The 23,343-nt window shown below is 69.4% G+C and carries 23 protein-coding genes; 11 read left to right on the forward strand and 12 right to left on the reverse strand.

Going from position 1 to position 23,343, the window contains the following annotated elements; genetic code table 11:
- Positions 1-166 precede the first annotated feature (166 nt).
- From ACYVLQ_RS12235 to ACYVLQ_RS12245, 3 genes are all read left to right on the forward strand, one after another.
- Positions 167-1,267: a CaiB/BaiF CoA transferase family protein gene (locus ACYVLQ_RS12235; protein ID WP_460697543.1), complete on the forward strand. Its 1,101-nt coding sequence runs from the start codon at positions 167-169 to the stop codon at positions 1,265-1,267.
- A gap of 122 nt (positions 1,268-1,389) precedes the next feature.
- Entirely contained in the window at positions 1,390-4,005 is a 2,616-nt protein-coding gene (locus ACYVLQ_RS12240; protein WP_460697544.1) for a helix-turn-helix transcriptional regulator, read from the forward strand.
- Positions 4,006-4,202: 197 nt separating this feature from the next.
- On the forward strand, positions 4,203-4,613 hold the full coding sequence (locus ACYVLQ_RS12245) for a hypothetical protein (RefSeq protein WP_460697545.1): 411 nt from the start codon (positions 4,203-4,205) through the stop codon (positions 4,611-4,613).
- A gap of 63 nt (positions 4,614-4,676) precedes the next feature.
- On the opposite strand, the gene ACYVLQ_RS12250 is transcribed toward ACYVLQ_RS12245, so the two are convergent.
- Genes ACYVLQ_RS12250 through ACYVLQ_RS12260 form a run of 3 tightly spaced genes read right to left on the reverse strand, consistent with a single transcriptional unit; the run spans position 4,677 to position 5,928 of the window.
- Positions 4,677-5,228, reverse strand: a complete 552-nt coding sequence (locus ACYVLQ_RS12250) for a methylated-DNA--[protein]-cysteine S-methyltransferase (RefSeq protein WP_460697546.1) — start codon at positions 5,226-5,228, stop codon at positions 4,677-4,679.
- 52 nt (positions 5,229-5,280) lie between these two features.
- A complete protein-coding gene (locus ACYVLQ_RS12255; RefSeq protein ID WP_460697547.1) occupies positions 5,281-5,622 on the reverse strand; it encodes a hypothetical protein in 342 nt (113 codons plus the stop codon).
- 30 nt (positions 5,623-5,652) lie between these two features.
- Positions 5,653-5,928, reverse strand: coding sequence for a hypothetical protein (locus ACYVLQ_RS12260; protein WP_460697548.1), 276 nt, complete (start codon positions 5,926-5,928; stop codon positions 5,653-5,655).
- 61 nt (positions 5,929-5,989) lie between these two features.
- On the opposite strand from ACYVLQ_RS12260, the gene yczR reads away from it, so the two are divergent.
- The gene (gene yczR, locus ACYVLQ_RS12265; protein WP_460697549.1) at positions 5,990-7,486 is read left to right on the forward strand and encodes a MocR-like transcription factor YczR; all 1,497 of its coding nucleotides are present in this window, start codon (positions 5,990-5,992) and stop codon (positions 7,484-7,486) included.
- Positions 7,487-7,662: 176 nt separating this feature from the next.
- Here yczR and ACYVLQ_RS12270 read toward each other — a convergent pair whose 3' ends face one another.
- From ACYVLQ_RS12270 to ACYVLQ_RS12285, 4 genes are all read right to left on the reverse strand, one after another.
- Positions 7,663-7,860, reverse strand: coding sequence for a hypothetical protein (locus ACYVLQ_RS12270; protein WP_460697574.1), 198 nt, complete (start codon positions 7,858-7,860; stop codon positions 7,663-7,665).
- Positions 7,861-7,863: 3 nt separating this feature from the next.
- On the reverse strand, positions 7,864-8,115 hold the full coding sequence (locus ACYVLQ_RS12275) for a hypothetical protein (protein ID WP_460697550.1): 252 nt from the start codon (positions 8,113-8,115) through the stop codon (positions 7,864-7,866).
- Positions 8,112-8,396 carry a TetR-like C-terminal domain-containing protein gene (locus tag ACYVLQ_RS12280; RefSeq protein ID WP_460697551.1) on the reverse strand — a complete coding sequence of 95 codons (285 nt, stop codon included), beginning with the start codon at positions 8,394-8,396 and terminating at the stop codon, positions 8,112-8,114. Before ACYVLQ_RS12280 ends, ACYVLQ_RS12275 begins: the two co-directional genes overlap by 4 nt.
- Before the next feature lie 208 nt (positions 8,397-8,604).
- Positions 8,605-9,894, reverse strand: coding sequence for an adenylosuccinate synthase (locus ACYVLQ_RS12285; RefSeq protein ID WP_460697552.1), 1,290 nt, complete (start codon positions 9,892-9,894; stop codon positions 8,605-8,607).
- Positions 9,895-10,351: 457 nt separating this feature from the next.
- Between ACYVLQ_RS12285 and ACYVLQ_RS12290 the strand changes: the two genes are divergently transcribed.
- Both ACYVLQ_RS12290 and ACYVLQ_RS12295 read left to right on the forward strand, forming a co-directional pair.
- Entirely contained in the window at positions 10,352-11,011 is a 660-nt protein-coding gene (locus ACYVLQ_RS12290) for a hypothetical protein (protein WP_460697553.1), read from the forward strand.
- Positions 11,008-11,793, forward strand: a complete 786-nt coding sequence (locus ACYVLQ_RS12295) for a site-2 protease family protein (RefSeq protein WP_460697554.1) — start codon at positions 11,008-11,010, stop codon at positions 11,791-11,793. Before ACYVLQ_RS12290 ends, ACYVLQ_RS12295 begins: the two co-directional genes overlap by 4 nt.
- A 429-nt stretch (positions 11,794-12,222) precedes the next feature.
- Here the strand turns inward: ACYVLQ_RS12295 and ACYVLQ_RS12300 are convergent, their stop codons facing one another.
- Positions 12,223-13,374, reverse strand: a complete 1,152-nt coding sequence (locus ACYVLQ_RS12300) for an FUSC family protein (RefSeq protein WP_460697555.1) — start codon at positions 13,372-13,374, stop codon at positions 12,223-12,225.
- 12 nt (positions 13,375-13,386) lie between these two features.
- Entirely contained in the window at positions 13,387-13,848 is a 462-nt protein-coding gene (locus ACYVLQ_RS12305) for a DUF3151 domain-containing protein (protein ID WP_460697556.1), read from the reverse strand.
- Between the two features lie 211 nt (positions 13,849-14,059).
- Between ACYVLQ_RS12305 and ACYVLQ_RS12310 the strand changes: the two genes are divergently transcribed.
- Positions 14,060-15,970, forward strand: coding sequence for an Rv0361 family membrane protein (locus ACYVLQ_RS12310; protein ID WP_460697557.1), 1,911 nt, complete (start codon positions 14,060-14,062; stop codon positions 15,968-15,970).
- 195 nt (positions 15,971-16,165) lie between these two features.
- On the forward strand, positions 16,166-17,209 hold the full coding sequence (locus ACYVLQ_RS12315) for a fused (3R)-hydroxyacyl-ACP dehydratase subunits HadA/HadB (RefSeq protein WP_460697558.1): 1,044 nt from the start codon (positions 16,166-16,168) through the stop codon (positions 17,207-17,209).
- A gap of 174 nt (positions 17,210-17,383) precedes the next feature.
- Here ACYVLQ_RS12315 and ACYVLQ_RS12320 read toward each other — a convergent pair whose 3' ends face one another.
- Complete coding sequence (locus ACYVLQ_RS12320) at positions 17,384-18,859, reverse strand: DUF4185 domain-containing protein (protein ID WP_460697559.1); 1,476 nt, start codon at positions 18,857-18,859, stop codon at positions 17,384-17,386.
- A 361-nt stretch (positions 18,860-19,220) separates the two neighbouring features.
- On the opposite strand from ACYVLQ_RS12320, the gene ACYVLQ_RS12325 reads away from it, so the two are divergent.
- Both ACYVLQ_RS12325 and ACYVLQ_RS12330 read left to right on the forward strand, forming a co-directional pair.
- On the forward strand, positions 19,221-19,559 hold the full coding sequence (locus tag ACYVLQ_RS12325; RefSeq protein ID WP_460697560.1) for an excalibur calcium-binding domain-containing protein: 339 nt from the start codon (positions 19,221-19,223) through the stop codon (positions 19,557-19,559).
- 2 nt (positions 19,560-19,561) lie between these two features.
- Positions 19,562-19,762: a hypothetical protein gene (locus tag ACYVLQ_RS12330; RefSeq protein ID WP_460697561.1), complete on the forward strand. Its 201-nt coding sequence runs from the start codon at positions 19,562-19,564 to the stop codon at positions 19,760-19,762.
- Positions 19,763-19,854: 92 nt separating this feature from the next.
- On the opposite strand, the gene ACYVLQ_RS12335 is transcribed toward ACYVLQ_RS12330, so the two are convergent.
- On the reverse strand, positions 19,855-20,973 hold the full coding sequence (locus tag ACYVLQ_RS12335) for a BTAD domain-containing putative transcriptional regulator (RefSeq protein WP_460697562.1): 1,119 nt from the start codon (positions 20,971-20,973) through the stop codon (positions 19,855-19,857).
- A gap of 414 nt (positions 20,974-21,387) precedes the next feature.
- Positions 21,388-22,422: a class II fructose-bisphosphate aldolase gene (gene fbaA / locus ACYVLQ_RS12340; RefSeq protein WP_460697563.1), complete on the reverse strand. Its 1,035-nt coding sequence runs from the start codon at positions 22,420-22,422 to the stop codon at positions 21,388-21,390.
- Between the two features lie 253 nt (positions 22,423-22,675).
- Between fbaA and ACYVLQ_RS12345 the strand changes: the two genes are divergently transcribed.
- Positions 22,676-23,332, forward strand: a complete 657-nt coding sequence (locus tag ACYVLQ_RS12345) for a VTT domain-containing protein (protein WP_460697575.1) — start codon at positions 22,676-22,678, stop codon at positions 23,330-23,332.
- The last annotated feature ends 11 nt before the right edge of the window (positions 23,333-23,343 follow it).

Genomic DNA, 23,343 nt, shown 5'->3' on the forward strand with positions numbered 1-23,343 from the left:
CAGACGGTAGGCATACCGCATTGCCTCGAGGTAACCGGGTATTGCCGAGCCGTATCGGCCGGGCGCGAGCGACCCGCCATTGACGGGGCGACCGCCCTTATTGTCATACTGACAATACCGGGCAGTGATCCGGTAGGCAGGGATCGACGACGAACCGAGGTAGGGCGTGAGCACTCCATCCACCGGCACCCGACAGGGCCCGCTCGCGGGCATCCGAGTTGTTGAACTGGCCGGAATCGGCCCCGGCCCGCACGCGGCGCTGCTGCTCGCGGACCTCGGCGCGGACGTGGTGCGAGTGCAGCGGCCCGGACAGCTGCCGGGGTTCATGGAGCGCCCGCAGTGGCGCGGCCGCACCATCGTCGAGGCCAATCTGAAGGATGCGGCCGACATCGAAAAGGTGCTGGGCCTCATCGAGAAGTCCGACGTGCTCATCGAGGGCTTCCGGCCGGGCGTCACCGAGCGCATGGGCCTGGGCCCGGACGCCGCGCTGGAACGCAATCCCCGGCTGGTCTACGGGCGCATGACGGGCTGGGGCCAGCACGGCCCGCTCGCCGACCGGGCCGGTCACGACATCAACTACATCTCGCTCACCGGCGTCCTGAACGCCATCGGCCACAAGGGCGAGCGGCCGGTGCCGCCGCTGAACATGGTCGGCGACTTCGGTGGCGGGTCGATGTTCCTGGTGTTCGGCATCCTCGCGGCGCTGGTGGAGCGGCAGAGCTCCGGTAAGGGCCAGGTCATCGATGCCGCCATGATCGACGGCGCGCTGGCGCTGTCGCATATGATCTGGGGGATGCGCGGGATGGGCCTGTGGTCCGACGAGCGCGGCACCAACCTGCTCGACACCGGCATGGCGTTCTACGACACCTACGAGACCTCCGACGGCAAGTATCTGGCGGTCGGCTGCATCGAGCCGCAGTTCTACGCCGAATTCCTGAAGGGCCTGGAGATCGACCCGGAGGGCCTGCCGCACCAGATCGACCCGAACGGCCAGGACCAGCTGAAGAAGCTGTTCGCGGACCGGATCAAGACCAAGACGCGGGACGAGTGGTCGGCGGTGTTCGAGGACACCGACGCCTGCGTCACCCCGGTCCTGACCCTCACCGAGGCCACCGAGAACGGCCATATCGCCGCTCGCGAGGCGCTGGTGGAGATCGACGGTGTCGTGCAGCACGCCCCCGCTCCGCGCTTCTCCCGCACCCCGAACGGGACTCCCACGCCGCCGCCGACGGAGGCGACGCCGATCGAGCAGGTCTGGGCAGACTGACATTCGCGAGGTCGGCGGCACGGCGGTCGTCGATAGCATATCGGCATCTGTGCTGGATCTGCCTGCTGCCGTTCGGCCTTCGTTCGCTCCGCGTACATTCACTGAGGCACTAAAGTAATTGCATGGCACGGAACTGGCCGATGATCGAACGCGGGAACGAGCTCGAGTCGATCCGCGCGGCACTCACCGGCACCGGGTTCGTCGGCGCCGTGCTCACGGGCGACGCCGGGGTCGGCAAGACGACGCTGGCACGGCAGGCGACGGCCGCGGTCGGCGGCAATATCCGGTGGGTGGCGGGGACCGAGTCCGCCCGCAGCATTCCGCTCGGTGTCTTCGCCCACATGGTGGGCGTCTACACCGCGCACGATCCGGTGACCTTCATGGCCGCCGCACGCGAGGCGCTGCTGGCCGACGGGCACACCATCATCGGTGTCGACGACGCGCACCTGCTGGATCAGTTGTCGGCGACGCTGCTGCTGCAGCTGGCCATCGACAAGGCGGCGCACATCGTGTGCACGGTGCGCAGCGGGGTCCAGGTTCCCGACGCGGTGACCTCACTGTGGAAGGACGGGCACCTGCTGCGTATCGATCTGTCCCCCTTCACCGAACGCCAGAGCGTCGAACTCGTCGAGAACATGCTCGGCGGACAGCTGGAGGGTTTCACCGCCAACCTGATGTGGGAGTCGTCGGGCGGAAACGCCTTGTTCCTGCGGCATTTGGTGGAAGGCGCCCTGGAGGCCGGGACGCTGCGGCAGGTCAACGGCGTCTGGCAGCTGCGCGGGCGGGCCGCGGTCACCTCGGAACTGGCTGCGCTGCTGGAGGATCGGGTCGAACAGCTGCCCGAGGATGTGCTGCGGGTCCTGGAGCTGCTCACCTTCTGCGAGCCGATCGACCTGGACGTGCTGGCCGAGCTGGCCGGTGAGGAATCGGTGGAGGCGGCCGAATCCCGCGGCGTCATCAGGATTGTCGAGAACACACACCAGCTGCTGGTCCGCTACAACCATCCGCTGTTCGGCGAGGTGATCCGGCGGCGGCTGGGCATCGCGTCGGCGCGACGGCTGCGCGGCCGGTTGTACTCGTCGCTGCGGGAGCGGCCCATCAAATCCGCCTCCGATCGCATCCGGCTGGCCGAATTGGCCTTGGACAGCGATAAATCCGCGGATCTGGAGCTGTTCGAGGCCGCCGCCGCGGATGCGATCGGGCTGGCCAATATCCCGCTCGGCGAGCGGTTCGCCCGCGCGGCGGTGGAGCGCCGCGGCGGCGTCGAATCCGCCGACCTGCTCGCCCGCGCCCTGCTGTACCAGGGGCACCGCATCGAGGCCGAACGCACCCTGGCCAGCTTCGACCCCGACCAGCTGAACGAGCTGCAGTTGGTCCGCTGGGGCAGCACCCGGGTCTCGAATCTGTTGTGGTCCATGGGCGATGCCGACCGCGCCGACGAGGTGCTGGCGCTGGTGCGCAGCAAGGTCACCCACCCCAAACTGCAATCGACGCTGCAGGGCCTGGCTTCCGCGTGCGCGGTCAACGAAAACCGTTTGGAGGACGCGTTCCTCGACGCCGAGCGGGTGATGTCGGATTCCGAATCGCCGCCGTGGGCGGTGTGGTGGGCGTCGTTCGGCGGCGGATTGGCGCTGGCGCTGATGGGTCGCGGCGAGGCCGCGCGCAAGTACGCCGCGCGGGGCCACGAGGTCGAATCCCATATCGATGGCCTGAACCGCTTCATGTCCGCGCACGCCGAGGTACTGGCGCTCACCTTCACCGGCGACCTGGACGCCGCACGGCACGGCGCCTCCGCGTATTTCGGCTACTCGTCGCCCGGGCAGTACCTGGCCTGGGGGCTGTCGAAGATTCTGCAGGGCACGGTCGACGTGGCCCAGGGGCGCTTTCCGGACGGCGTGGAGAACCTCGAACAGGCCCTGGCCGCGCTCACCGCCGAGGGCGCCGCCGCCTGGATGTTCCCGGCGAGAGTCCGCTTGGCCGAGGCGTATTCGGCGCTGGGACGCGCCGCCGAGGCCAAGGAGGTCATCTCCGAGGCCGACCGCCGCGGCGGTCGCCATTCCGCCGTGTACGAGCCCCAACTCGATATCGCCCGCGCCTGGCAGGCCGCGGCCGAGGGCACCGTCACCCCCGCGGTCCGGCTCGCCATCGCCGCCGCCGATGCGGCGGCGCGCTCCAACCAGCACGCCATCGAGGCCATGGCGCTGCACACCGCCGCGCGGTTCGGCGACCACACCGTCGCGGGCAGGCTCGCCGATATCGCCGCCCGGATCGACGGGCGACTGGTCCAGGCCCAGGCCCGGCACGCGGTCGCCGTCGCCTCCAACGACGGGCCCGGATTGGACACCGCCGCAGCGGAATTCGAGCAACTCGGCGCCCTGCTGTCGGCCGCGGACTCGGCGGCTCAGGCCGCCTCGGCGCACGAGCGCTCCGGCGACCGACGGCGGCTGCTGGAGTCGGCGGCGACCGCGAACCGGCTGGCAGCGGCCTGCGGCGGCGCCAGCACACCGGCCCTGCGACAGTCGGCGCAGCCGCTGCCGCTGACCGCGCGCGAACGCGAGATCGCCAACCTGGTCGCGGCGGGGCTGACCAATCGGCAGATCGCCGATCGGCTCACCGTGTCGGTGCGGACGGTGGAGGGGCACCTCTACCGGGCATGCATCAAGCTCGATGTCACCGACCGGGAGGCGCTCGCCGAGCTTATGCGCGGTGAGCCACCGAAGGGCAAACAGCGCAACTGACGCCGATAGCGCTCGACAGAACGGCCCCGCCACCGTCGTCGTACAGCGGCCGTGCACTGCAGCGGCTCGAATGTGACTACCCCGAGCCCGGATTCGAGGTTTGAAGTGGTGGATCGGAGGGAACAAGCCCGCTACGATCTGGTCGGGCGACAGACCGTCGCTGGTTGGTCATCGGATCGGTGAGGTGGTACTCCGACGTGATTCGTCGTAATCGGAATGTGCGGGCGGGGATTCGGGTCGTGCTGGCGGTGCTGCCGTTGGCTGTCGGGTTGAGCTGCGCCGCCGTGGCGTCCGCGGCACCCGGGCCGGTGCAGCCGGGCGTGGTCGTGCCGAATCAGCCCGCAGGGCCCGAGGCGGAGGCCGACCTGCGGGCCGCGGCGCCCCAGAACGCCGCTCCGGCACCACGTTCCGCACCGAAGCCCGCACCGCCGAAGCCGGAGAAGCCCGAGGAGCCCGAGGCCCCGGCTCCGCGCACCGTCCGGATCGGCGAGTTCAGCGCGCCGGTACCCGAGGCCGTCCCGAACGAGGTGGTCGACGGCGTGAACCGCACCACCGAGGGCATCCAGAACGCTCTCGTACCCAACCCCGCGCCGCGACCCGAGAAGTAACACTCCCGCACGAAGCCTGGAATATCCTGCGCGCCGGGCATTCCGACGCTCGTTCGCGCAGGCTCAGAACAGCATCGGCTCGCCGAAGCCCGGCGTGCATTCGATCCCGAGCAGGCGCTCCTTGGTGGTGAGGCCGCCGGGTGCGGAGAAGCCGTGCAGGGCGTGGTCCGCGGCCAGCACCCGGTGGCACGGCACGATGAGCGGAATCGGGTTGCGACCCAACGCCTGACCGACCGCCTGAGCGGCGCCCGGGGCCCCGATCCGCTCGGCGACCTCGCCGTAGCTGAGCGTGTGGCCCGGATCTATGGCCCTGGTCACCTCGTATACCGCGCGATGGAACTCCGGACTGCCGCTCTGGTCCAGCGCGATCCACCGCAGGTCGTCCAGGCTGCCCGAGAGGTGCGCGCGGACACCGGCGATCGCCTCCGCGATCGGCGCGGTCGGCTCGGCCTCCCGCGCGCCCGAGCCACGACGCAGCAGCCGAGACCGGGTGGCCGCCGCGGTGGACTCCGGCAGCATGAATCGCTGGACGCCGATGTCTGTCCACACGATCGCGCAGGTGCCGATCGCGGTGTCGAACAGCGCCGCCGCGGCGAGCTGGCCCGTGTCTTGCATACGGTCAGTGTGCACTGCGGTACCGACAGATCCAGCCGGTCCGGTCCAGTTTTCAGAACTGGACCGCGCCACGCCCGATACCGCACGTCGACTGCTGCGGATCGTGATCCTCTCCCGGGCACGCACCCGACTCGCAGGGCGTCCGGCTTCGGACCTTCTCCGGCCCGGGCGTCCGGGTCGCGCCCGCCTCCGACTCTCGATTCGCCTTGATCGCGATCAGCTCCGAGTACTGGCGCCGGTCGTCACAATACGACAGCGACCAATCGGACATCGGCGCGTGCGGGCGGTATCGCTCGAACAGCTCGGCGGCCCGCTGGCCGCGTGCGGGCGCGAAGCGGTACACGATCGCCGCGAAGATCACGACGGCTGCGAGGGAAGCGAGAAAAGAGGCCATGGGACCAGCGTGCGACCATCTGGACCCGAATCAAATATCCACACGCCCATAACTGGCCTTTGATTGCCGTAGGTTCGGCGTCCTGACGCAGTAACGCCCGGGCTCACGCATGACTTGCGAGCCAATTTCGCGAACTGGCATCTGTTGATGCTCGATCGAACGCGCCTCGCCCCAGTCCGTCAGCGAGTGTCGCGCCCGCAGCGCCGCCTGCCGGAATGCCCCGCGCTCACCGAGCCGAGGCGCGTAGTAGCGAAGGGTTGCGGCCGTCACCACGACGACCACCCCGAGCAGCAGGAGTGCAGTCATAGCTGCAGTGTGCGCCCATCTGGACTTGAAATACATAGCCAGCGTCACAATACTGGCCCCCATGGCGACACGTGTGATCAGCGCGGCCACCCTGACCCGCGATCTGGGCCGGTGGCGGCACGAGGACTCCGAGACCGACGGCGCCCGGCGGACCTCGCGCCCGGCCTATCTCGCGCTGGCGGAGAGCATCCGGTTGCTGATCCACGACGGCCGCGCGCCGCTGGGTGTCGCACTGCCGAGCGAACGCGACCTGGCCACCACCCTGGGCGTCAGCCGCACCACGGTCACCTCCTCGTATTCGCTGCTGCGCGAGAACGGGTACCTGATCAGCCGACAGGGTTCGCGCAGCACCGTCGCGCTACCGTCCACCGTCAAGCACGACGGCAGCAAACCGGCCCGCAGCATTCTCGCGATGATGCCGCCGTCCGAGGTGCCGACCATCGATATGACCTATGCCGCGATGTCCGCGCCTCCGGAGATGAACGAGGCGTATTCGATGGCGCTGCAGGGACTGCCGATCTACCTCGGAACCCACGGCATGGACCCGGTCGGCGTGCTGCCGCTGCGCGAGGCGATCGCGCGGCGTTACGCCGAGCGCGGGCTGCCCACGGACCCGGAGCAGATCCTGGTCACCCTCGGCGCCCAGCACGGGCTGCGGCTGCTGCTCAACGTGCTCACGGCACCGGCCGAGCGGGTACTGATCGACCACCCCAGCTACCCGAACGCGATCGAGGCCATCCGGGACGTCGGCGCCCGGCCGGTGCCGGTGCCGCTGCGCCCGGAACAACCCGACGCCGGGTGGGATCTGGACGGAATCCGCAGCGCCGCACGGCAAACCGCGGCCAGCACCGCCTACCTGGTGCCCGACTTCAACAACCCGACCGGCCTGCTGATGACGGCGGCGGGCCGGGCCGAACTGGCCGCCATCGCCCGGGAGACCCGGATGACGGTGATCGTCGACGAATCCATGGCCGACCTGCAGCTGGACGGCGAAACCCCGCGCCCGGCAGCGGCTTTCGCGCGCGGCTCGGAGATCGTGTCGATCGGCTCGGCCTCGAAGTCGTTCTGGGGCGGCCTGCGCGTGGGCTGGGTGCGGGCCAACCAGTCGCTGATCACCAAGCTGCTGGGCACCCGCTCGACGGTCGACCTGGGCACGCCGGTCATGGACCAGCTGGCGACCACACACCTGCTCGAGCATGCCGACACCATCCTGGACCGCCGCCGCGCCCAGCTGCGCGTCCGGCGCGCGGCACTGCTGGACGCCCTGGCCGAGGAGCTGCCCGACTGGCAGGCGGTCATGGGCGCGGGCGGCATGTCGCTGTGGGTCCAGCTGCCCGCCCCGGTCTCGACCGCGCTCGCCGCCACCGCGCCCAACCACGGCGTATTGCTAGCCGCCGGACCGCGTTTCGGCGTCCAGGGCGCCTTCGAACGCTTCATCCGCCTCCCCTTCACCCAGGAGGAACAGGATCTCCGCCTCGGCGTCAAGGCCATCACCGCCGCCTACTCCGCCCTCACCCCCCACTCCGCCGACCCCCTAACCCCCTTCACCTGCTACTGACCCACCCCCGCGCCCTCCACCCGCGCCCGCGCACTTCACGCACCCCCCGCGTGCTCACGCACCCCGTGCAAGCGCTGGAACGGGTGCGTGAGCCAACGCGGGGTGCGTGAAGTGCGCGGGCGCGGCGTCCCGGTCTCGACGAGGGTTCGAGTGGCCCCTGGTCGCGCGTTCGCGTGCTATTCGGACGCGGGAGAGGCGACGCAGGCGAGGTAGTCCCGAACGAGATCCGGGTCGGTGGCGACGGCGCCGATGTATCCGTCGGGGCGGACGAGGACCAGCGTGCCTGGCTCGCCGGGCGACACATCGTAGTTGCGATATGCCTCGACGGTCTCGTCGACTATCGCGGAACCCGTTGCGGTCTCCGGAGTTTCGATTCGCTAGGCACACACGCCCGGACCGAGGCCGCGCGGAATGTCCGCACCGAACGCCAGCAGTGAAGTGCGGGCCACGGAGAACATCGTGCAGTCGTGTACCGCCGCACTGGGCGTCCGTCGCTCGGTCGCCCGCTCGCACGGCTCCCGGGTGGTCGCGATCGTCCACGGCGAGCGGTCCGCCTCGATAGTTGAGGCGCAAAGCGTGAGGCCGGTCGGCCCGGCGCCTGCGATCAATACGGGCAGTTCGGAAGTCATCGCCGGCGGTCCTTGTCCGGAAAGCCGCGGGTAAGCAGCGGAATGAGCAGTTCATCGATCAGATCGGCGAGGAATTCGGTGTCCACGGTCCCGTTCGAGAGCATCCGATGCAGGATCTGCGCCTCCGAAACCCGGTGGGCGCGAACGGGTTCGGTACCCTCCGGGAGTTCACCGCGGGCCACGGCGCGCAGCACGATGGTGCGGAACGGTCCCAGGTCCTCGTCGGCCACATGGGCCTCGAGCGCGCGGGCCAGTTCGGGATCGACGCGCATGGCGTGCATCAGCCCGGTCCCAACTACTCATTTCCGGCACGCTTTTGGCCCGAATCCACGAGACCTCGGCCAACAAGCACGCCGGGGATGCAGCGAATGGACACGCCGAGGGCGTGATGGACGGAACGCGCCCCGGGATGCCGATGGACTAACCACACCTGGGAGGCGACGGACGAAAACGCACCCGGGATGCGATGGCGCGGCAGGGACGGCGGTGCTAGCCCAGGACGTCGTGGCGGACGATGGTTTCGTCGCGGCCGGGGCCGACGCCGATGCAGGAGATGCGGGAGCCGGAGAGTTCCTCCAGGCGCAGGACGTAGGCCTGGGCGTTGAGCGGGAGGTCCTCGAAGGTGCGGGCGCCGGAGATGTCCTCCCACCAGCCGGGCATCTCCTCGTAGATGGGCTTGGCGTGGTGGAATTCGGTCTGCGTGGTCGGCATCTGCTCGACCCGCTCGCCGTCTATCTCGTAGGCGACGCAGATCGGCACCCGGTCCAGGCTCGACAGCACGTCCAGCTTGGTGAGGAAGTAGTCGGTGATGCCGTTGACGCGGGTGGCGTAGCGGGCGATGACCGCGTCGAACCAACCGGTGCGGCGGGAGCGGCCGGTCGTCACGCCGACCTCGCCGCCGGTCTTGGCCAGGTATTCGCCGGACTGGTCGAACAGCTCGGTCGGGAACGGGCCCGAGCCGACGCGGGTGGTGTAGGCCTTGAGGATGCCGAGCACGGTCCCGATCGTGTTGGGCCCGATGCCCGAACCGACCGCGGCGCCGCCGGAGGTCGGATTGGAGGAGGTCACGTAGGGATAGGTGCCGTGGTCGACATCGAGCAGCGTGCCCTGCGAGCCCTCCAACAGCACGGTCTCCCCGCCCTCCAGCGCCCGGTTGAGCAGCAGGCGGGTATCGCTGATGCGGTGTTTGAACCCCTCGGCCTGGGTGAGCACCTCGTCGACGACCTGCTGCGGGTCCAGCGCGCGGCGGTTGTAGATCTTCACCAGCACCTGGTTCTTGAATTCCAGCGCGGCCTCGACCTTCTGGGTCAGGATCTTCTCGTCCAGCAGGTCGGCGATCCGGACGCCCACGCGCGCGACCTTGTCCTGGTAGCAGGGACCGATGCCGCGACCGGTGGTGCCGATCTTCTTGTTGCCCAGGAAGCGTTCGGTGACCTTATCGATGGCCACGTGGTACGGCATGATCAGGTGCGCGTCGGCCGACAGCAGCAGCCGCGAGGTGTCCACGCCGCGCTCCTCTAGCCCGGCCAGCTCGTCCAGCAGCACGCCGGGATCGACGACCACGCCATTGCCGATGACGTTGGTCACACCGGGACTCAGGATGCCCGAGGGGATCAGGTGCAGGGCGAAATTGTCGCCATTGGGCAGCACCACGGTGTGCCCGGCATTGTTGCCGCCCTGATAGCGGACCACCCATTGGACTCGACCGCCGAGCAGATCGGTAGCTTTGCCCTTACCCTCGTCGCCCCATTGGGCGCCGATCAGGACGATTGCCGGCATGTGGAATCTCCTACGGTTTCGACACGCAACATCCCCGATGCTGCAGCTACCTGCCGTTTCCGAGGCGGTGGCCGGAGGCAGAGTCTAGTGGATGCCACCATCGCCACCCGGGACCCGACCAGGCAGTTGTGGCCCGGAGCACACCCCCGAACCGGATGCCTATCGCGACAACACTTTTCGCCCGGCGATGACACGCGCCGAGCCCCTGAGGCCTCCCGCGATCATGCGAAATAACCCGAGTTGGAGGAAACCACGAAATTCTTCCTCCGATCCGCCACCCCAAGCAACAACACCTGGGAGGTTTTCGGCGCGAGACTCCCAGGCGCCGAAAACCCCGCCGGAGCGAAGCGAAGGCCAATGAGCACAGCTATGGTGGCTCGGGAAAGGCGGACCAGAAAGGCCCGCCGAGCGCAGCGAGGACGATGGAGTTGTCAGGTCCGAGGAGGGTGTTCCGCAGTTGAGTACTCATGTTCTCCGCTGCAACGGCGCTCCGGTGCCGATCGCACTCGCATCGCTGCCGATGACGCAGACCGCCGCGCTGCCCGATGCCACCGAACTCGACGAGCTGCTGCCGGTGCTGGCGGCCGACAGCCTGCCGCGACTGATCGTGCTCGGTGAGGACGCCGGGCTCGCGGCGGTGCTCACCCATCTGCTGCGCACCGCGCGGCTGGGCGTCGAGATCGGTTATGTCCCGGTGGATCGCACCTACGGCTCCCGGGCCTACCAGACCGGCACCGGCTCGTCGGCCGCCAAGCGCGCCCTCGAGGGTAAGCCCGCCCCGACTCCGCTGATCCGCGACGACACCGGCAGGGTGCTGGTCGGCCGGGCCACCGTCACCGGCCCGAACGGTGGCAAGCTGGAGGGCGAGGCCTACGTCGACGATGTCCGGCTGTTCACGGGGAAGGTTGGGGCGCTGAATGTTTCACCGACCTTGGACATGCCCGGCGTGCGGGCCACGGTGGTGCGGGGCCTGCGCAAGCGCCGCTGGGTGGCCGGTCGCGCGGTCCAGTTGGGCTCGCCGGGTGCGCTGGTGACCCGCGACGGCATCAGCGGCGACCGGACGGTGCCGCGGTCGAGTTTCTATCGCCATCACGAGCCCTGGCTGCTGGTCCGATGAGCCGCCCGTTCAGCGCCCGGCGCATGTCGGGTGCGGTGCGCCCGAGTCCGGTGTTCCTGCTGATCATCGTGATCGCCGCGGGCGGCGGGGCGCTCGCGTGGGAAGCTGAGCTGTCGTCGACGCAGGCGAAGCTGGGCGTGTTCGTGATGGTCGTGTTCGGCTGGATCGTCAGCCTGTGCCTGCACGAGTTCGGGCACGCCTACACCGCGTGGCGGGCCGGTGATCGCGAGGTGGAGCTACGCGGGTATCTGACGCTGAATCCGCTCAAGTACAGCCATCCCGTGCTGTCGATCGTGCTGCCGATCATCTTCATCGCGATCGGCGGGATCGCGCTACCCGGTGGCGCGGTCTACCTGCAGTCGGGCAGTTTCTCCGCGCGCACCCAGCGGGCCATCAGCGGCGCCGGTCCGGCGGTGAACGCCGCGTGCGCGGTGGTGCTGCTGTTGATCGTGCGGCTGTTCGGCTCGGCCAGTTCGCATCCGGCGTTCTGGTTCGGCCTGAGTTTCCTTGCCTACCTGCAGATCATCGCCACGGTGCTGAATCTCATACCGGTGCCCGGCACGGACGGATACGGGTTGCTGGAACCGTCGCTGAGCTATCAGACCCGGCGGTCACTGGAGCAGGTGAAGCCGTGGGGCTTCCTGCTGCTGTTCGCCGTGCTGTGGGGCGTACCGCCGCTGCGGGACGCCTTCTACAGCCTGGTCGACGCCCTGTTCGACCTGTCCGGGGTGCCGTGGCGGTGGTGGCGGTACGGCAGCAGCCTCACCTGGTTCTGGATGTGACCAGCACCGGCTCGACCACCTGACCGCCACCACCGCCCGGACCTCCCCCCAACTTTCCCCTCCCGGTAGGGCCGCCCGATCCCGATGAACCGAGCGGCCCGCTTCGCTCGGGCCGCGAACGCCCAGTAGGCCACCACACCATATGGCCCTCGGACATCCGCCGCCTCCGCGAAGTTCCGACCGCGCCACCCCTCGTCGCGCGGTCGATGAAAACGCTACGGCCGGACCACATCCCGAACACGAGTAGTCCACTACCCGAAGATCGACCACCCACGCGCACAGAGCGAATCGGGCACCTCGCAACCCACTCCCGGGTCACTCACATCCAGCCCCCGACCCCATCAAAGCCCTGCTCCGCGAGCCCCCTGTCCGGTCCGGACACGCCCCGGAAGCTCACTCACCACCGCCCACGCAGGAGCGAGCCCACCCCTACTCCTCCGGCTTCACATACGGATGCTCCACCGTAGGCGGCAACAACGCGATCGCCGACAACCGCTTAACCCCACACACCTGCATCAAATCCACCACAATCGACCGCAACTGAGCGAACACCACATGCGCCGACAACCCCGACCCATCCACCAGATCCTTGGTCGCCCCCTTGGCCACCCGCCGCAACACCCGAGTCGCCTCGGCAGCGTCGGGCTGTTCCCCCGGATCGGCGATCATATAGCGCCGCACCACGTCCAGCGCCTTGCCCAGGTCCTCCACCTCGTCGACCAGCCGCGGATCGAGGATCTCGTCGTCGCGTACCAGGGTCAGCGCGCGGCGCAGCAGCACGCGGGCGTTGCGGACGGCGTTGTCGAGCGGGTCGGCCGCAGTGCGGATGGTCTCCAGCCGCCGCCGCGAATTCCAGTACAGCGGCGAGATGCGGCTGACCTCGCGGCCGCCCTCCAGCGCGCTGCGCAGCCCGTCGATCTGTGATTGCGTGCCGCGGGCGGATTCCAGTGCGAGCCTGACCTTTTCGGAGTCCTGCTCGTGCAGACCGTCGGCGCAGTCGGTGAGCGCCTTACCCATCACCGACAGAATGTCGGCGGCCTGCTGACGCGCCCGCCGCACCGGATGCAGCGGGATGGCGGCCACCACCACGATGCCGACCAGGCCGCCGATCAGGGCGTCGATCATCCGGTTGGCGCCGCCGCCGGTGTGCGGCGGCATCAGCGTCGCCACCAGCACCGCGGAGCTGGCCGCCTGCATGGGGATGATCGCGCCGCCGTCGAGGAAGACCGCCGTCGCCATCGCGAACGCCACCACCAGCGCGATCTGCCACGGCCCGGTCCCGACGCGGGCGATGAAGAAGTCGCCGATCCCGATGCCGACCGCGACCCCCGCGACCAGCTCCACCGAGCGCCGCAGCCGCGCCCCGAACGACACGCCGATCGAGATGACTGCCGCCATCGGGGCGAAGAAGGGCTGCGGGTGGCCGACCACGTGGTGGGCGAGGAACCAGGCCAGCGCCGCGCCGACCGCGCACTGGACGATCGGGAGCGCGGACTTGCGCAGCCGCTGCCGCGCGTTGCGCAGCCGCTGCCTACCGCTGTCGCGGACGGCCTCGATGTTGAGCGATGTCGCGTTGGCCAATGCGATGTGCGGTCAGTCCAGGCCGAGTTCGGCTGCGGCCCGGGGATCGCAATCCTCGAGCAGGTCCAGGCAGCGCGCGTATTCGTCGGCCTCGCCGATCACCCGCGCCGCCCGCGCGAGCGCGCCGACGCAGCGCAGGAAGCCGCGGTTGGGTTCGTGACTCCACGGCACCGGGCCGAAGCCCTTCCAGCCGTTGCGGCGCAGCAGGTCAAGGCCGCGGTGATAGCCGGTGCGCGCGAAGGCGTAGGCGGCGATGATGTCGGGGCTCACCTGGCCGGCGCCCTCGACCTCGGCGCCGTCGGCCTGGGCGCGGGCCAGCGCGTTCTCGGCGAGCTGGGCCCAGGCGACCGATGCGGTCGGGTTGGCGGCGGCCACCTGCACCGGGTCCTCGTTGTCCAGCAGGGCCTGTTCCGCGTCGGAGTTCTCGGGTAGTAGTACCGGTTGCGGTCCGAGCAGATCGCCGAAGGAGGTCATGCGGTTCATTATCTACGTCGGCGTTTCCGGAGCCCGACGTGGTCGCGCGAATCGGCTGCCGACGCCGCGTTGTGCGCCGCTGCCCGAAATACTCGATAGGCGTACCTTCGCATTCGCTTCGGCCGTGCGCGGGTTTGGGGCGGCTACTCGCGACTGCGCCCATTAGGCTGACCGTCGAGTTCACTTGTTGACGTTGAGCGAGGGGTAGCGCGTGTCCGACCCGAACGACGATCAGAAGCCCGAACGGCAGGCACCGCCCGGGTCCGCCGGCGCCGAGCAGCGCCCTGCGCCCGGCACACCGCCGTCCGGCCCCGCCGGGCCGGATGCGGGCGGATCCGACGCCGGGAAGACTCAGCGCATCTCACGCGACCAGTTCCCCGCCGACCGGACCGAGCGCGCCCCCGCCGGTCCGACCGAGCCGATCGTCTCTCCGGCGGCGCAGACGAAGGCCATCCGCAAGGATCCGGGCGCCGCGAAGCCGGGGGTCACCCCGCCCCCGCAGCCACCCATCCCGCCGCGGCCCGGCGCCACCCCGCCCGCCGAGACCGCCACCCCTCCCGCCCGCGGCACTGCCTCGCGCCTCGGCCCCTCCAACTCGTCAACTCCTCCTGCGGCACAGCGCCTGCCGTCCGAGCCCGAGAGCGGAGGTTCGGACAACGCGGCGGCCCCTACCCGGCCGGTGCCACAGGCCACCGCGGAACAAGTGTCGAATTCGCCCGCAGCACAAACCGGCCCCGGGAAGCCGGGCGCCGCACAAGGCAACAAGGAACCGGCGGGCAGCGGCCCGCAGACGGCGGCGACCGAGCCGGTGCCCGCGCGGCAGCGCCCGGAACCGAACCGCGCGGGCGCCTCGGAACGCTCCGGATCGACTGCGGCCCAACCCGATCCGAACGGCCCCGAGCCCGGCTCCACCGCTGCGGGCTCCGGCGACAAGCCCGCTTCCGGCCCGGCGCAACCCGATTCGAGCACGAGCCGGGAGTCTGGCACCGGCGCGGCACGAACCGGCGGCCGTCCGCCGGGCGCGCGCACCGAACCCGCCGCCGCACGCGAGCCCGGTACCGCCGACCACTCCGCATCGCCCGCGGGTCCCTCGCCGACAGTGGATTCGATCAAGCGGTCCGGAGCGGCCGCGGAGGCCCAGACCGAGGCCATCCCCAAGTCCACCTCGCAGCAGTCCGGAAAGACTTCCGGGAAGGGCGAACCGGGCTCGCGACCCGGCAACGCCACCGGCGATGCGGAAACCGCCGCGATTCCGGCGATCTCGAATCCGTCCGATGCCGCCACCACGGTGCTGCCGGTGCAGCGCCCCGGCGACAAGGGCGCCGATCAGCCGCGCCCCGGCGCACAGCCGGGCGATCGCCCGGCGCCCCCGCCCGCCGGACCGCCGCCGGTCACCCGCGCGCCCGCCGCCCCGCGGCAGGGCGGCGGTCCGAAGAACCCTGTCCCGCAAGGCCCCTCGGGTCCGGCCCAGGCCGCCGCGGCCGGGGTGGCCCGGCCGCCCGCCAAGCCGCGCCAGGCCGCGAGCGCTCCCTCACCGGCCGACGCCCAGCCGACGATGCCCGCGCAGCCGCTCTCGCCGCGCCCGCCGCAGCCGCGCCAGGTCGCGCCACCGCAGCACGTGCCACCCGCCGCGCCCCCGCCGGGTGGTCCCACACCGGGCGGGACCACACCGGCGGGCGGCCGCAACAAACGCTGGCTGATCGTGGCCGGGGCGGCGGTGGTGGTCGTGATCGCGCTGATCGCGGCGGTGGTGGCGCTCGTCGGCAACGGCACGGACAACTCGCCCGAGGGCCGGGTGACGGCGGCCGTCAACAACTACGCCGCCGCGCTCGACGGCGGTAACCTCGACGACCTGCGCGCGGCCACCTGCGGCCCGCTGCACGACTTCTACGCCAATATCGCGCCGGACCAGTTCGCGGGCGTCTATCGGCTGTCGGTGGATCAGAAGAAGGTGCCGAAGGTCGACAGCGTGGACTCCGTCCAGATCACCGGCGACAAGGCGGTGGCGCAGGCGAGCGTGTACACCGAGGCGGCCCCGGACAACCGGATCGCGCGCACCTTCGACCTGCAGCAGACCCCGGATGGCTGGAAGGTGTGCGATCCTCCGAACGCCGCTGGCTGACCCGACACACCGCCGGGTTTGTGATATCCGTCGCGGACCCGTGACGTCCGGCCTCCCGTCGGCGATGAACATCACAGACACCTGGTCGCTGGTCCGACACGCCGGTAGGATGTTCCGAATTGTCCGGCCGCCCGCGGTCGAGAGGCGGCCGCACCAGGGTTTATGCAGTAAGAGTTCGAGCAGGGAGCAAGGGATATGCCGGAGCTGGCACCCGAAGCGCCGGCGTCCGCATCCGCTGCGGGTCGGCATTTCCGGATTCTGGATCACTACGACGTCGGCCGGGAGAAGATCCGGGAATTCGCCCGGGCGGTGCAGAACACCCATCCGGCGCACTGGTACGAGGCCGACGCCGGAAAGCTGGGGATCGACGGCATCCTGGCCCCGCCCACCTTCGCGTCGGTGATGGGCATGACCACCACCCGGGCCCTGCTGGACACGGTGCTGACGGAGTACGACCTGTCCCAGATCCTGCAGACCGATCAGGTATTCGACATCCACCGCCCGATCGTCGCGGGCGACCGGCTGTTCATCGAGGCGGCGATCGAGTCGATCCGCCGGATGCGCGGCAACGACTTCATCGCCGTCCGGGCCACCATGACCGACGAGTCGGGCCAGGTGGTGCTGGTGGGGACGACCACGATCGTGGCGCGCCTGGGCCAGGAGATCGACCCGAATATCGTGCGGCTGGTGGAGGGACTGGTGATGCACCGCCGCGCGGGCGATCACGCCGACCCCGAGGTGCTGCTCGGCATCGAACCCGAGCGGGCCACCACGATTCCCGAGGTGGCCGAATCACGCAGCGGCACAACGGTTCAGACGGCGCCGAAGTTCGACGACCTGCGCGTCGGCGAGCAGTTGCCCGCCACCACCGTGCGGCTGACCCGCGGCGATCTGGTGAATTACGCGGGCGTCTCCGGGGACTCCAATCCCATCCACTTCAGCGACCAAGCCGCGGAGCTGGCCGGACTGCCGACGGTGGTCGCGCACGGGCTGCTGACCATGGGCCTGGGTGCGGAGTTCCTGACGAACTGGCTCGAGGATCCGACCGCGATCGAGAGCTACAGCGTGCGGTTCGCGGGCTTCGTCCCGGTCGAGCCGACGACGCCCGCCATGATCGAATTCACCGGCAAGATCAAGTCTTTGGATCCTGAGCGCCGCACCGCCACGATTCTGCTGAGCGGCACCGCGGCCGGTAAGAAGCTGTTCGGCCGCGCGATCGCCGAGGTCCGCCTGAGCTGATCCCGGCCAAAAGCATGCCGGGAATGACGGGAGGGGGCACCCTGGGAATGGCGGGAGTGGGCACCCCGGGCATGACGGGAGTAGCACGCCGGGCATGACGGGAGTGGCATGCCGGGCATGACGGAAGTGGCACCCGCGAATGGCGGGAGTGGTACGCCGGATGGTAGGGAGTTGTCAACCCAGTTGGGCGTGCATCAGGTAGACGTTGTAGTCGCTCCAGGTGCTGATGGTGAAGTACAGGTCCGGGCCGGTGGACCAGGGGTGGATGAAACCGCCGTATAGTTCCGGGTACTGGCTCACCGAGACCGTGGGGGTGCTTTCGGACCAGACGCCCTGCGGTGAATTCGCCTCGCGCACAACGATGGCGGCCTTCGCGGTGTCGAGATAGCTCATCTGCCAGACCTCGCGCGCCGGGTCGTAGCGCACCGACAGCTCACCGGCCGGTCCGTCGACGACCGGCGTGGCGGTCGCGGCGCCGCCCACCGGTGTCCAACTGCCGTCGCGCCAATACTGGTAGGCCGTGGTGTTCAGCACCTGGTCCTTGGGCACCCGGGCCAGCCCCACCGAGCCGAGGCGGGTGTTGGGAGTGCCGAACATGTACACGTGGTCGCCGTGCGGAACCATCGTGGACACCTGGAAATTCGCCAGGCCGAAGATATTGTCCCAGCGGGCGTGCGGATCCTTGGTCCACGTCTGACCGTGATCGTCGGAGTAGGCGATGCCGCCGTAGTTGGTGAAGAACGTGCCGGGAATGCTGTTCCAGGTGCGAATCGACATGTAGCTCATATATTGCCGGTCACCGATGCTGAACCCCGAGGTGGGGATCGTGGTGATCTCGATATTGTCCTTCTTGCGACTGTGCAGGACCTCCGCGGCGTGACAGCGGCCGTCGGTCACCATGCTGTCGATGACGACGCCCCGGCTCAGATCCCGATTGCTGCTGAATGCGAGCAGATTGCTGCGCCAGTCACCGCCCATGCCCCCGGGCGGATGGAATCCGACGCCGACGGTGTCGCCGAACGCCACGGCGATCTCACCCGGGGCGCTCTCCCACATGATGCCCAGGTCGGTCCCGTGCACCTGCCACCGCTTATCCGTGCGGTTGACCGAATTCGCGCCGGTCAGCTTCGCGACCTCGCGCACGCCGCGCACCCGGGGCGGGACCGGGGCGGCGGTGCGGGGCGCGGACTCGACCGGCGGGTCGGCGCGCGGCGGGGGTGGCGGGCCGGGGTCGGGTGACGGGCCCGGCGGGAGCGCGAAGAAGAACGGTTTCGGGTTGAGCAGCAGTTCGGGCAGGCCCAGGCGGCCGAGCAGGCCCGGCGGCGGTTCCGGGGCGTCGGTGAGGTCCGGGCACGGGTTGGTGCACGGATCCGGCGGCAGCTCCACCGGGGTGCGGACGGGCGGACCGGCGGGCGGTTCGCCTGGGTCGACCGTCACCACGGGGTACGGGACCGGCACCTCGAGTGTCTTCGGCACCAGCGATTCGTGCCGGGGCGCCGGATCGGTCGCGCACGGGCCGATTCCGGGAATCGGTGCGGCGGAATCGGATTCGGCGCCGGGCGCCGCGACGGCCGCCGGGTGCTGCGTACCCACCAGCATCCCGGCGCCCACGACGAACGCCCCAACGGCAGCCAACAGCCGCACGGCCATGGTCCAACCCCTCGAAACCGTGTCATAACGCGTATCGGTCCGCCACGACGTCCGTGGTGTTCGCGGCGGTCTCACCCGCGCCAGACACTACCGGGATGAACGGGGCAATTCGCGATATTCGATCGCGATGTGTCCCCCGCGATCCATCCGGCCGAGCGCGGGCACGGAAATGGTGTGGATGATTCTCAGCAAACGCGCCTACAGTGGGTTCCATCCCCGAATCCCGCTCGGAGCACCGCATGTCTGTGGATGAGACTGCCGAGGACCGCAGCCACCCGCCCGATCCGGAGTACCGGCGGGCCCGGCGCCCCGCGACGGATGCGTTCGCCGAATCTCGAATTGGATTGCCGCCGTGAAAAATATGCCCACCCCACACGTACTCACGGTCATCGCAGCGACCGGCCTGCTCGCATTCGGCGCCGCGCTGGCCGCACCGTCGGCCGATGCCGCGCCCCGGGACGGCTCCGTGCCCCCGGGCTCCAGCGGGGCGGCCCCCAGCGCGGGCGGTTCGGGCTGGTCGGACAGCCCGCACGAGACGGTGCTGCTGCCGCCCTCGGGCGACGAATCCGGCTACCCCTTCTACGCCACCTGCGCCCAGGTCTGGGCCGAACACGGCGGCCCGCTGTACCCGGGCCAGCGCGGCTACCGCGGCCAGCTCGACACCGACGGCAACGGAGTGGCCTGCGACCCACCGCAGTAACGATGGCGCACAACCGTTTCCGTGCCATACCGTCCACCACCACCGTCAATCCCGGCACGCCGTCCACCACCACCATCAATCCCGGCACGCCGTCCACCACCGCCGTCAATCCCGGCATGCTTTTGGCCGGGATCCACATCTCGGACGCAGTGGATTCCGGCCAAAAGCATGCCGGAAATAGGGACGAGCGTGCGGGAAAATAAGGACGAGCGCCGGAAATGAGGACGAGGCGCCGGGTATAGGAACGAGTGTGCTGGAAATAAGGACGAGTGCGCCCGGGGGTGTGCCGTGGATACTAGTCGTCGGCGGTGAAGACGAGCGTGGTGGCGCCGATGCGGACCACGTCGCCGTCGGCGAGCATGGCGCCGCTGTCGATCGGCAGTTCGTTGATGAAGATGCCGTTGGCGGAGTGCAGGTCCTTGATCAGCAGTCCGGCCCGGCTCGGCTGGATGTGGGCGTGGTAGCGGCTTACCTTGGGGTCGTCGAGCACCAGGTCGTTATCGGTCATCCGGCCGATCTTCAAGCCGCCCTTGGCGATCGGCACCACGCGGCCGTCCGGCAGCCGCAGCCGCCCGCCGCGTGCGCTGTGCGGCGCCTCAGTCACGGTTTCGGTCATCGCGGCCGCCATCCGTTCGGCCTGCGCGATCGCCACGGTGTTCAGCGGCTCCTGCCGCAGCACCCGCTTCTCCAGTTCGACCAGCGCCGGACCGGGGTCGATGCCGAGTTCGTTCGCGAGCACGGCGCGGACCCGGCGGCACGCGTCCAGCGCGTCGGCCTGGCGACCGGACAGGTACAGCGCGGTGATGAGCTGCGCCCACAGCGGTTCCCGCAGGGGATGTTCGTTCGTCATCGACACCAGCTCGCCGACCACCGAAGAGGCGCGCCCGCAGGCGATCTCGGCATCGATGCGGGCGGAGGCGACCAGTAGCCGTTCCTCGTCCATCGCGGTGGCGAAGCTGTCGGCGAACTGCAGCCCGGACAGATCATCGAGCGCCTTGCCGGTCCATTCGGCCAGGGCCGCGGCGAATCGGCGGGCGGCGGCCTCGTGATTGCCCGCGTCGGCCGCCTCGGCGCCGGAGCGCCGGGCCAGCTCGAAGCGGCCCAGATCGCAGCCGCTGTCGGACACCTCGAAGCGATAGCCCGAGGACTCGGTGCGCAGCACCGCTCCCGGGTCCACACCCGAATTGCGCAGAGCCTTGCGGATATTGGACACGAAGACCTGCAGGCTGGCCTGGTAGGAGTCCGGCGGATCCTCGTTCCACACCATATCGGCCAGGGCCTGCGACGACACCGCGCGGCGGCGATTCACGATGAGGGCGGCCAGCAGCGCACGCGGCTTCGGCCCGCCCACCGGCACGGGCACACCATCGACCAGCAACTGCACCGGCCCGAGGACCCGCACATCGAGACTCATGTCCGACTACCTAACACCAACATTGGCCATTGCACACCGAGCTGCCCGGCGCACCGGCAAGGTACGCCGCGATCCCACGATACGTATACGCCGGAAAACGGGTGTACCCGCCGAGGTGGTTTCCGGCCAAAAGCATCCCGGAAACAAGGAGTGGGCCACGCCGGAAGGCTGGATGAGCCACGCCGGAAGGCGGGAGTGGCGGCCCCGGCAGCCCGTCTCCAGCACTCCGGGGTGACCGCCTTACCGCGCCCGCCATGACCCGCCCTACTGCGCCCCGGTATGACCTCTTCCAGCACCCGGCATGCCGCTTTCCAGCATCCCCGGCATGCCACTTTCCAGCATCCCCGGCATGCCACTTTCCAGCATCCCCGGCATGCCACTTTCCAGCATCCCCGGCGTGCTTTTGGCCGGGGCCTATGCGCTGACGGACTTGCCCGCGGACTCGAGGTCGGTGCAGGCCTCGATGACGCGCTCGGCCATCGAGGTCTCGGCCTTCTTCAGGTAGCTGCGCGGGTCGTAGGTCTTCTTGTTGCCGACCTCGCCGTCGATCTTCAGCACGCCGTCGTAGTTGGAGAACATGTGCGCGGCGATCGGGCGGGTGAAGGCGTACTGGGTGTCGGTGTCGACGTTCATCTTCACCACGCCGAAGTTCAGCGAGTCCTCGATCTCGGACTTCAGCGAACCGGAGCCGCCGTGGAAGACGAAATCGAACGGCTTGGAACCCTCGGGCAGGTTCAGCTTGGCGGCGGCCACGCGCTGGCCCTCGGCCAGCACCTCGGGCTTGAGCACCACGTTGCCCGGCTTGTACACCCCGTGCACGTTGCCGAAGGTGGCGGCCAGCAGATACTTGCCGTTCTCGCCCGCGCCCAGCGCGTCGATGGTCTTGGCGAAGTCCTCGGGCGAGGTGTAGAGCTTCTCGTTGATCTCGGCCTCGACGCCGTCCTCCTCGCCGCCGACGACGCCGATCTCGACCTCGAGGATGATGTTCGCGGCCGCGGTCTGCTTCAGCAGTTCCTTGGCGATCTCGAGGTTCTCGTCGATCGGGATGGCCGAACCGTCCCACATGTGCGACTGGAACAGCGGGTTCTTCCCGGCCTTGACGCGCTCCTGCGAGATCGCGATCAGCGGCCGGACGAAGGTGTCCAGCTTGTCCTTGGGGCAGTGGTCGGTGTGCAGCGCGATGGTCACGTCGTACTTCGCGGCGACGACGTGCGCGAATTCCGCGAGCGCGGTCGCGCCGACGACCATATCCTTCACACCCTGACCGGAGCCGAATTCGGCGCCGCCGGTGGAGAACTGGATGATGCCGTCACTACCGGCCTCGGCGAAGCCGCGGATCGCCGCATTGATCGTCTCCGACGATGTGCAGTTGATCGCGGGGAAGGCGAAGGAGTTCTCTTTGGCCCGACCGAGCATCTCGGCGTAGACCTCCGGAGTCGCGATGGGCACTGCAAGACCTCCGTGTGTGTGCTGCGTACGACAATTCCTTGGGAATACCCTAAGTTCCGCCGTCCCCGGGACGGAAGGCGGGCCGCCAACCGCGATCGAGGCCGGTCGACAGTGCCCGACCAGCAACCTCCTGAGAGGTTGCCGTGAGGTTCGGTGCTATAGCGACTGTGCCGGTACTGTGGGGGCCGTGACCTTGCTGGCCATATCCGACACCCTCGCGAGTAGCTCCGGAATCGGGGCACTGCTCGACCCGATGCACCTGCTCACGGAGACGTGGCTGAAGAACGCGGTGCTACCGGCCATCCTGGTCATCGTCTTCATCGAAACCGGCCTACTGTTCCCGATCCTGCCGGGCGATTCGCTGCTGTTCACCGGCGGTCTGCTGGCGGCGCAGCCGAATCCGCCGGTAGGGATCTGGATCCTGGTGCCCGCCACCGCGCTCGTCGCCATCCTCGGCGACCAGAGCGGTTACTGGATCGGCCGCGCCATCGGCCCGGCGCTGTTCCACAAGGAAGACGGGCGCTTCTTCAAGCAGCGCTACGTCACCGAGACCCACGCGTTCTTCGAGAAGCACGGCCCGAAGACGATCATCCTGGGCCGGTTCGTGCCGATCGTGCGCACGTTCATGCCGGTGCTCGCGGGCGTGTCGAAGATGGACTACCGCAAGTTCGTGACCTTCGACATCATCGGCGGCATCCTGTGGGGCGGCGGCGTCACCGTGCTGGGCTACTTCCTGGGGAATGTCGCGTTCATCCGCGACCACGTCGAGGCCATCTTCCTCGTCATCGTGTTCCTCTCGATCCTGCCCGCGATCATCTCGGTCGGCCGCAAGCTGCTGAACCGCGAGCCCGTGCTGGCCGAGACCGCCGAATCCGACATCCCTGTACCGACGAACGAACCCACGCGCTGACCCTTGTCAAC

It is taken from the genome of Nocardia thraciensis, from assembly GCF_054782435.1.

Excerpts from the sequence above, each read along its gene's own strand:
- yczR (WP_460697549.1), top strand. The coding sequence starts at position 5,990 with ATGGCGACACGTGTGATCAGCGCGGCCACCCTGACCCGCGATCTGGGC.
- ACYVLQ_RS12280 (WP_460697551.1), bottom strand. The coding sequence starts at position 8,396 with ATGCACGCCATGCGCGTCGATCCCGAACTGGCCCGCGCGCTCGAGGCC.
- ACYVLQ_RS12335 (WP_460697562.1), bottom strand. The coding sequence starts at position 20,973 with ATGAGTCTCGATGTGCGGGTCCTCGGGCCGGTGCAGTTGCTGGTCGAT.
- ACYVLQ_RS12275 (WP_460697550.1), bottom strand. The coding sequence starts at position 8,115 with ATGACTTCCGAACTGCCCGTATTGATCGCAGGCGCCGGGCCGACCGGC.
- ACYVLQ_RS12255 (WP_460697547.1), bottom strand. The coding sequence starts at position 5,622 with ATGGCCTCTTTTCTCGCTTCCCTCGCAGCCGTCGTGATCTTCGCGGCG.
- ACYVLQ_RS12240 (WP_460697544.1), top strand. The coding sequence starts at position 1,390 with ATGGCACGGAACTGGCCGATGATCGAACGCGGGAACGAGCTCGAGTCG.
- ACYVLQ_RS12330 (WP_460697561.1), top strand. The coding sequence starts at position 19,562 with ATGGCGCACAACCGTTTCCGTGCCATACCGTCCACCACCACCGTCAAT.
- ACYVLQ_RS12325 (WP_460697560.1), top strand. The coding sequence starts at position 19,221 with ATGCCCACCCCACACGTACTCACGGTCATCGCAGCGACCGGCCTGCTC.
- ACYVLQ_RS12305 (WP_460697556.1), bottom strand. The coding sequence starts at position 13,848 with ATGACCTCCTTCGGCGATCTGCTCGGACCGCAACCGGTACTACTACCC.
- ACYVLQ_RS12285 (WP_460697552.1), bottom strand. The coding sequence starts at position 9,894 with ATGCCGGCAATCGTCCTGATCGGCGCCCAATGGGGCGACGAGGGTAAG.
- ACYVLQ_RS12320 (WP_460697559.1), bottom strand. The coding sequence starts at position 18,859 with ATGGCCGTGCGGCTGTTGGCTGCCGTTGGGGCGTTCGTCGTGGGCGCC.
- ACYVLQ_RS12295 (WP_460697554.1), top strand. The coding sequence starts at position 11,008 with ATGAGCCGCCCGTTCAGCGCCCGGCGCATGTCGGGTGCGGTGCGCCCG.
- ACYVLQ_RS12250 (WP_460697546.1), bottom strand. The coding sequence starts at position 5,228 with ATGCAAGACACGGGCCAGCTCGCCGCGGCGGCGCTGTTCGACACCGCG.
- ACYVLQ_RS12260 (WP_460697548.1), bottom strand. The coding sequence starts at position 5,928 with ATGACTGCACTCCTGCTGCTCGGGGTGGTCGTCGTGGTGACGGCCGCA.
- ACYVLQ_RS12315 (WP_460697558.1), top strand. The coding sequence starts at position 16,166 with ATGCCGGAGCTGGCACCCGAAGCGCCGGCGTCCGCATCCGCTGCGGGT.
- ACYVLQ_RS12345 (WP_460697575.1), top strand. The coding sequence starts at position 22,676 with ATGCACCTGCTCACGGAGACGTGGCTGAAGAACGCGGTGCTACCGGCC.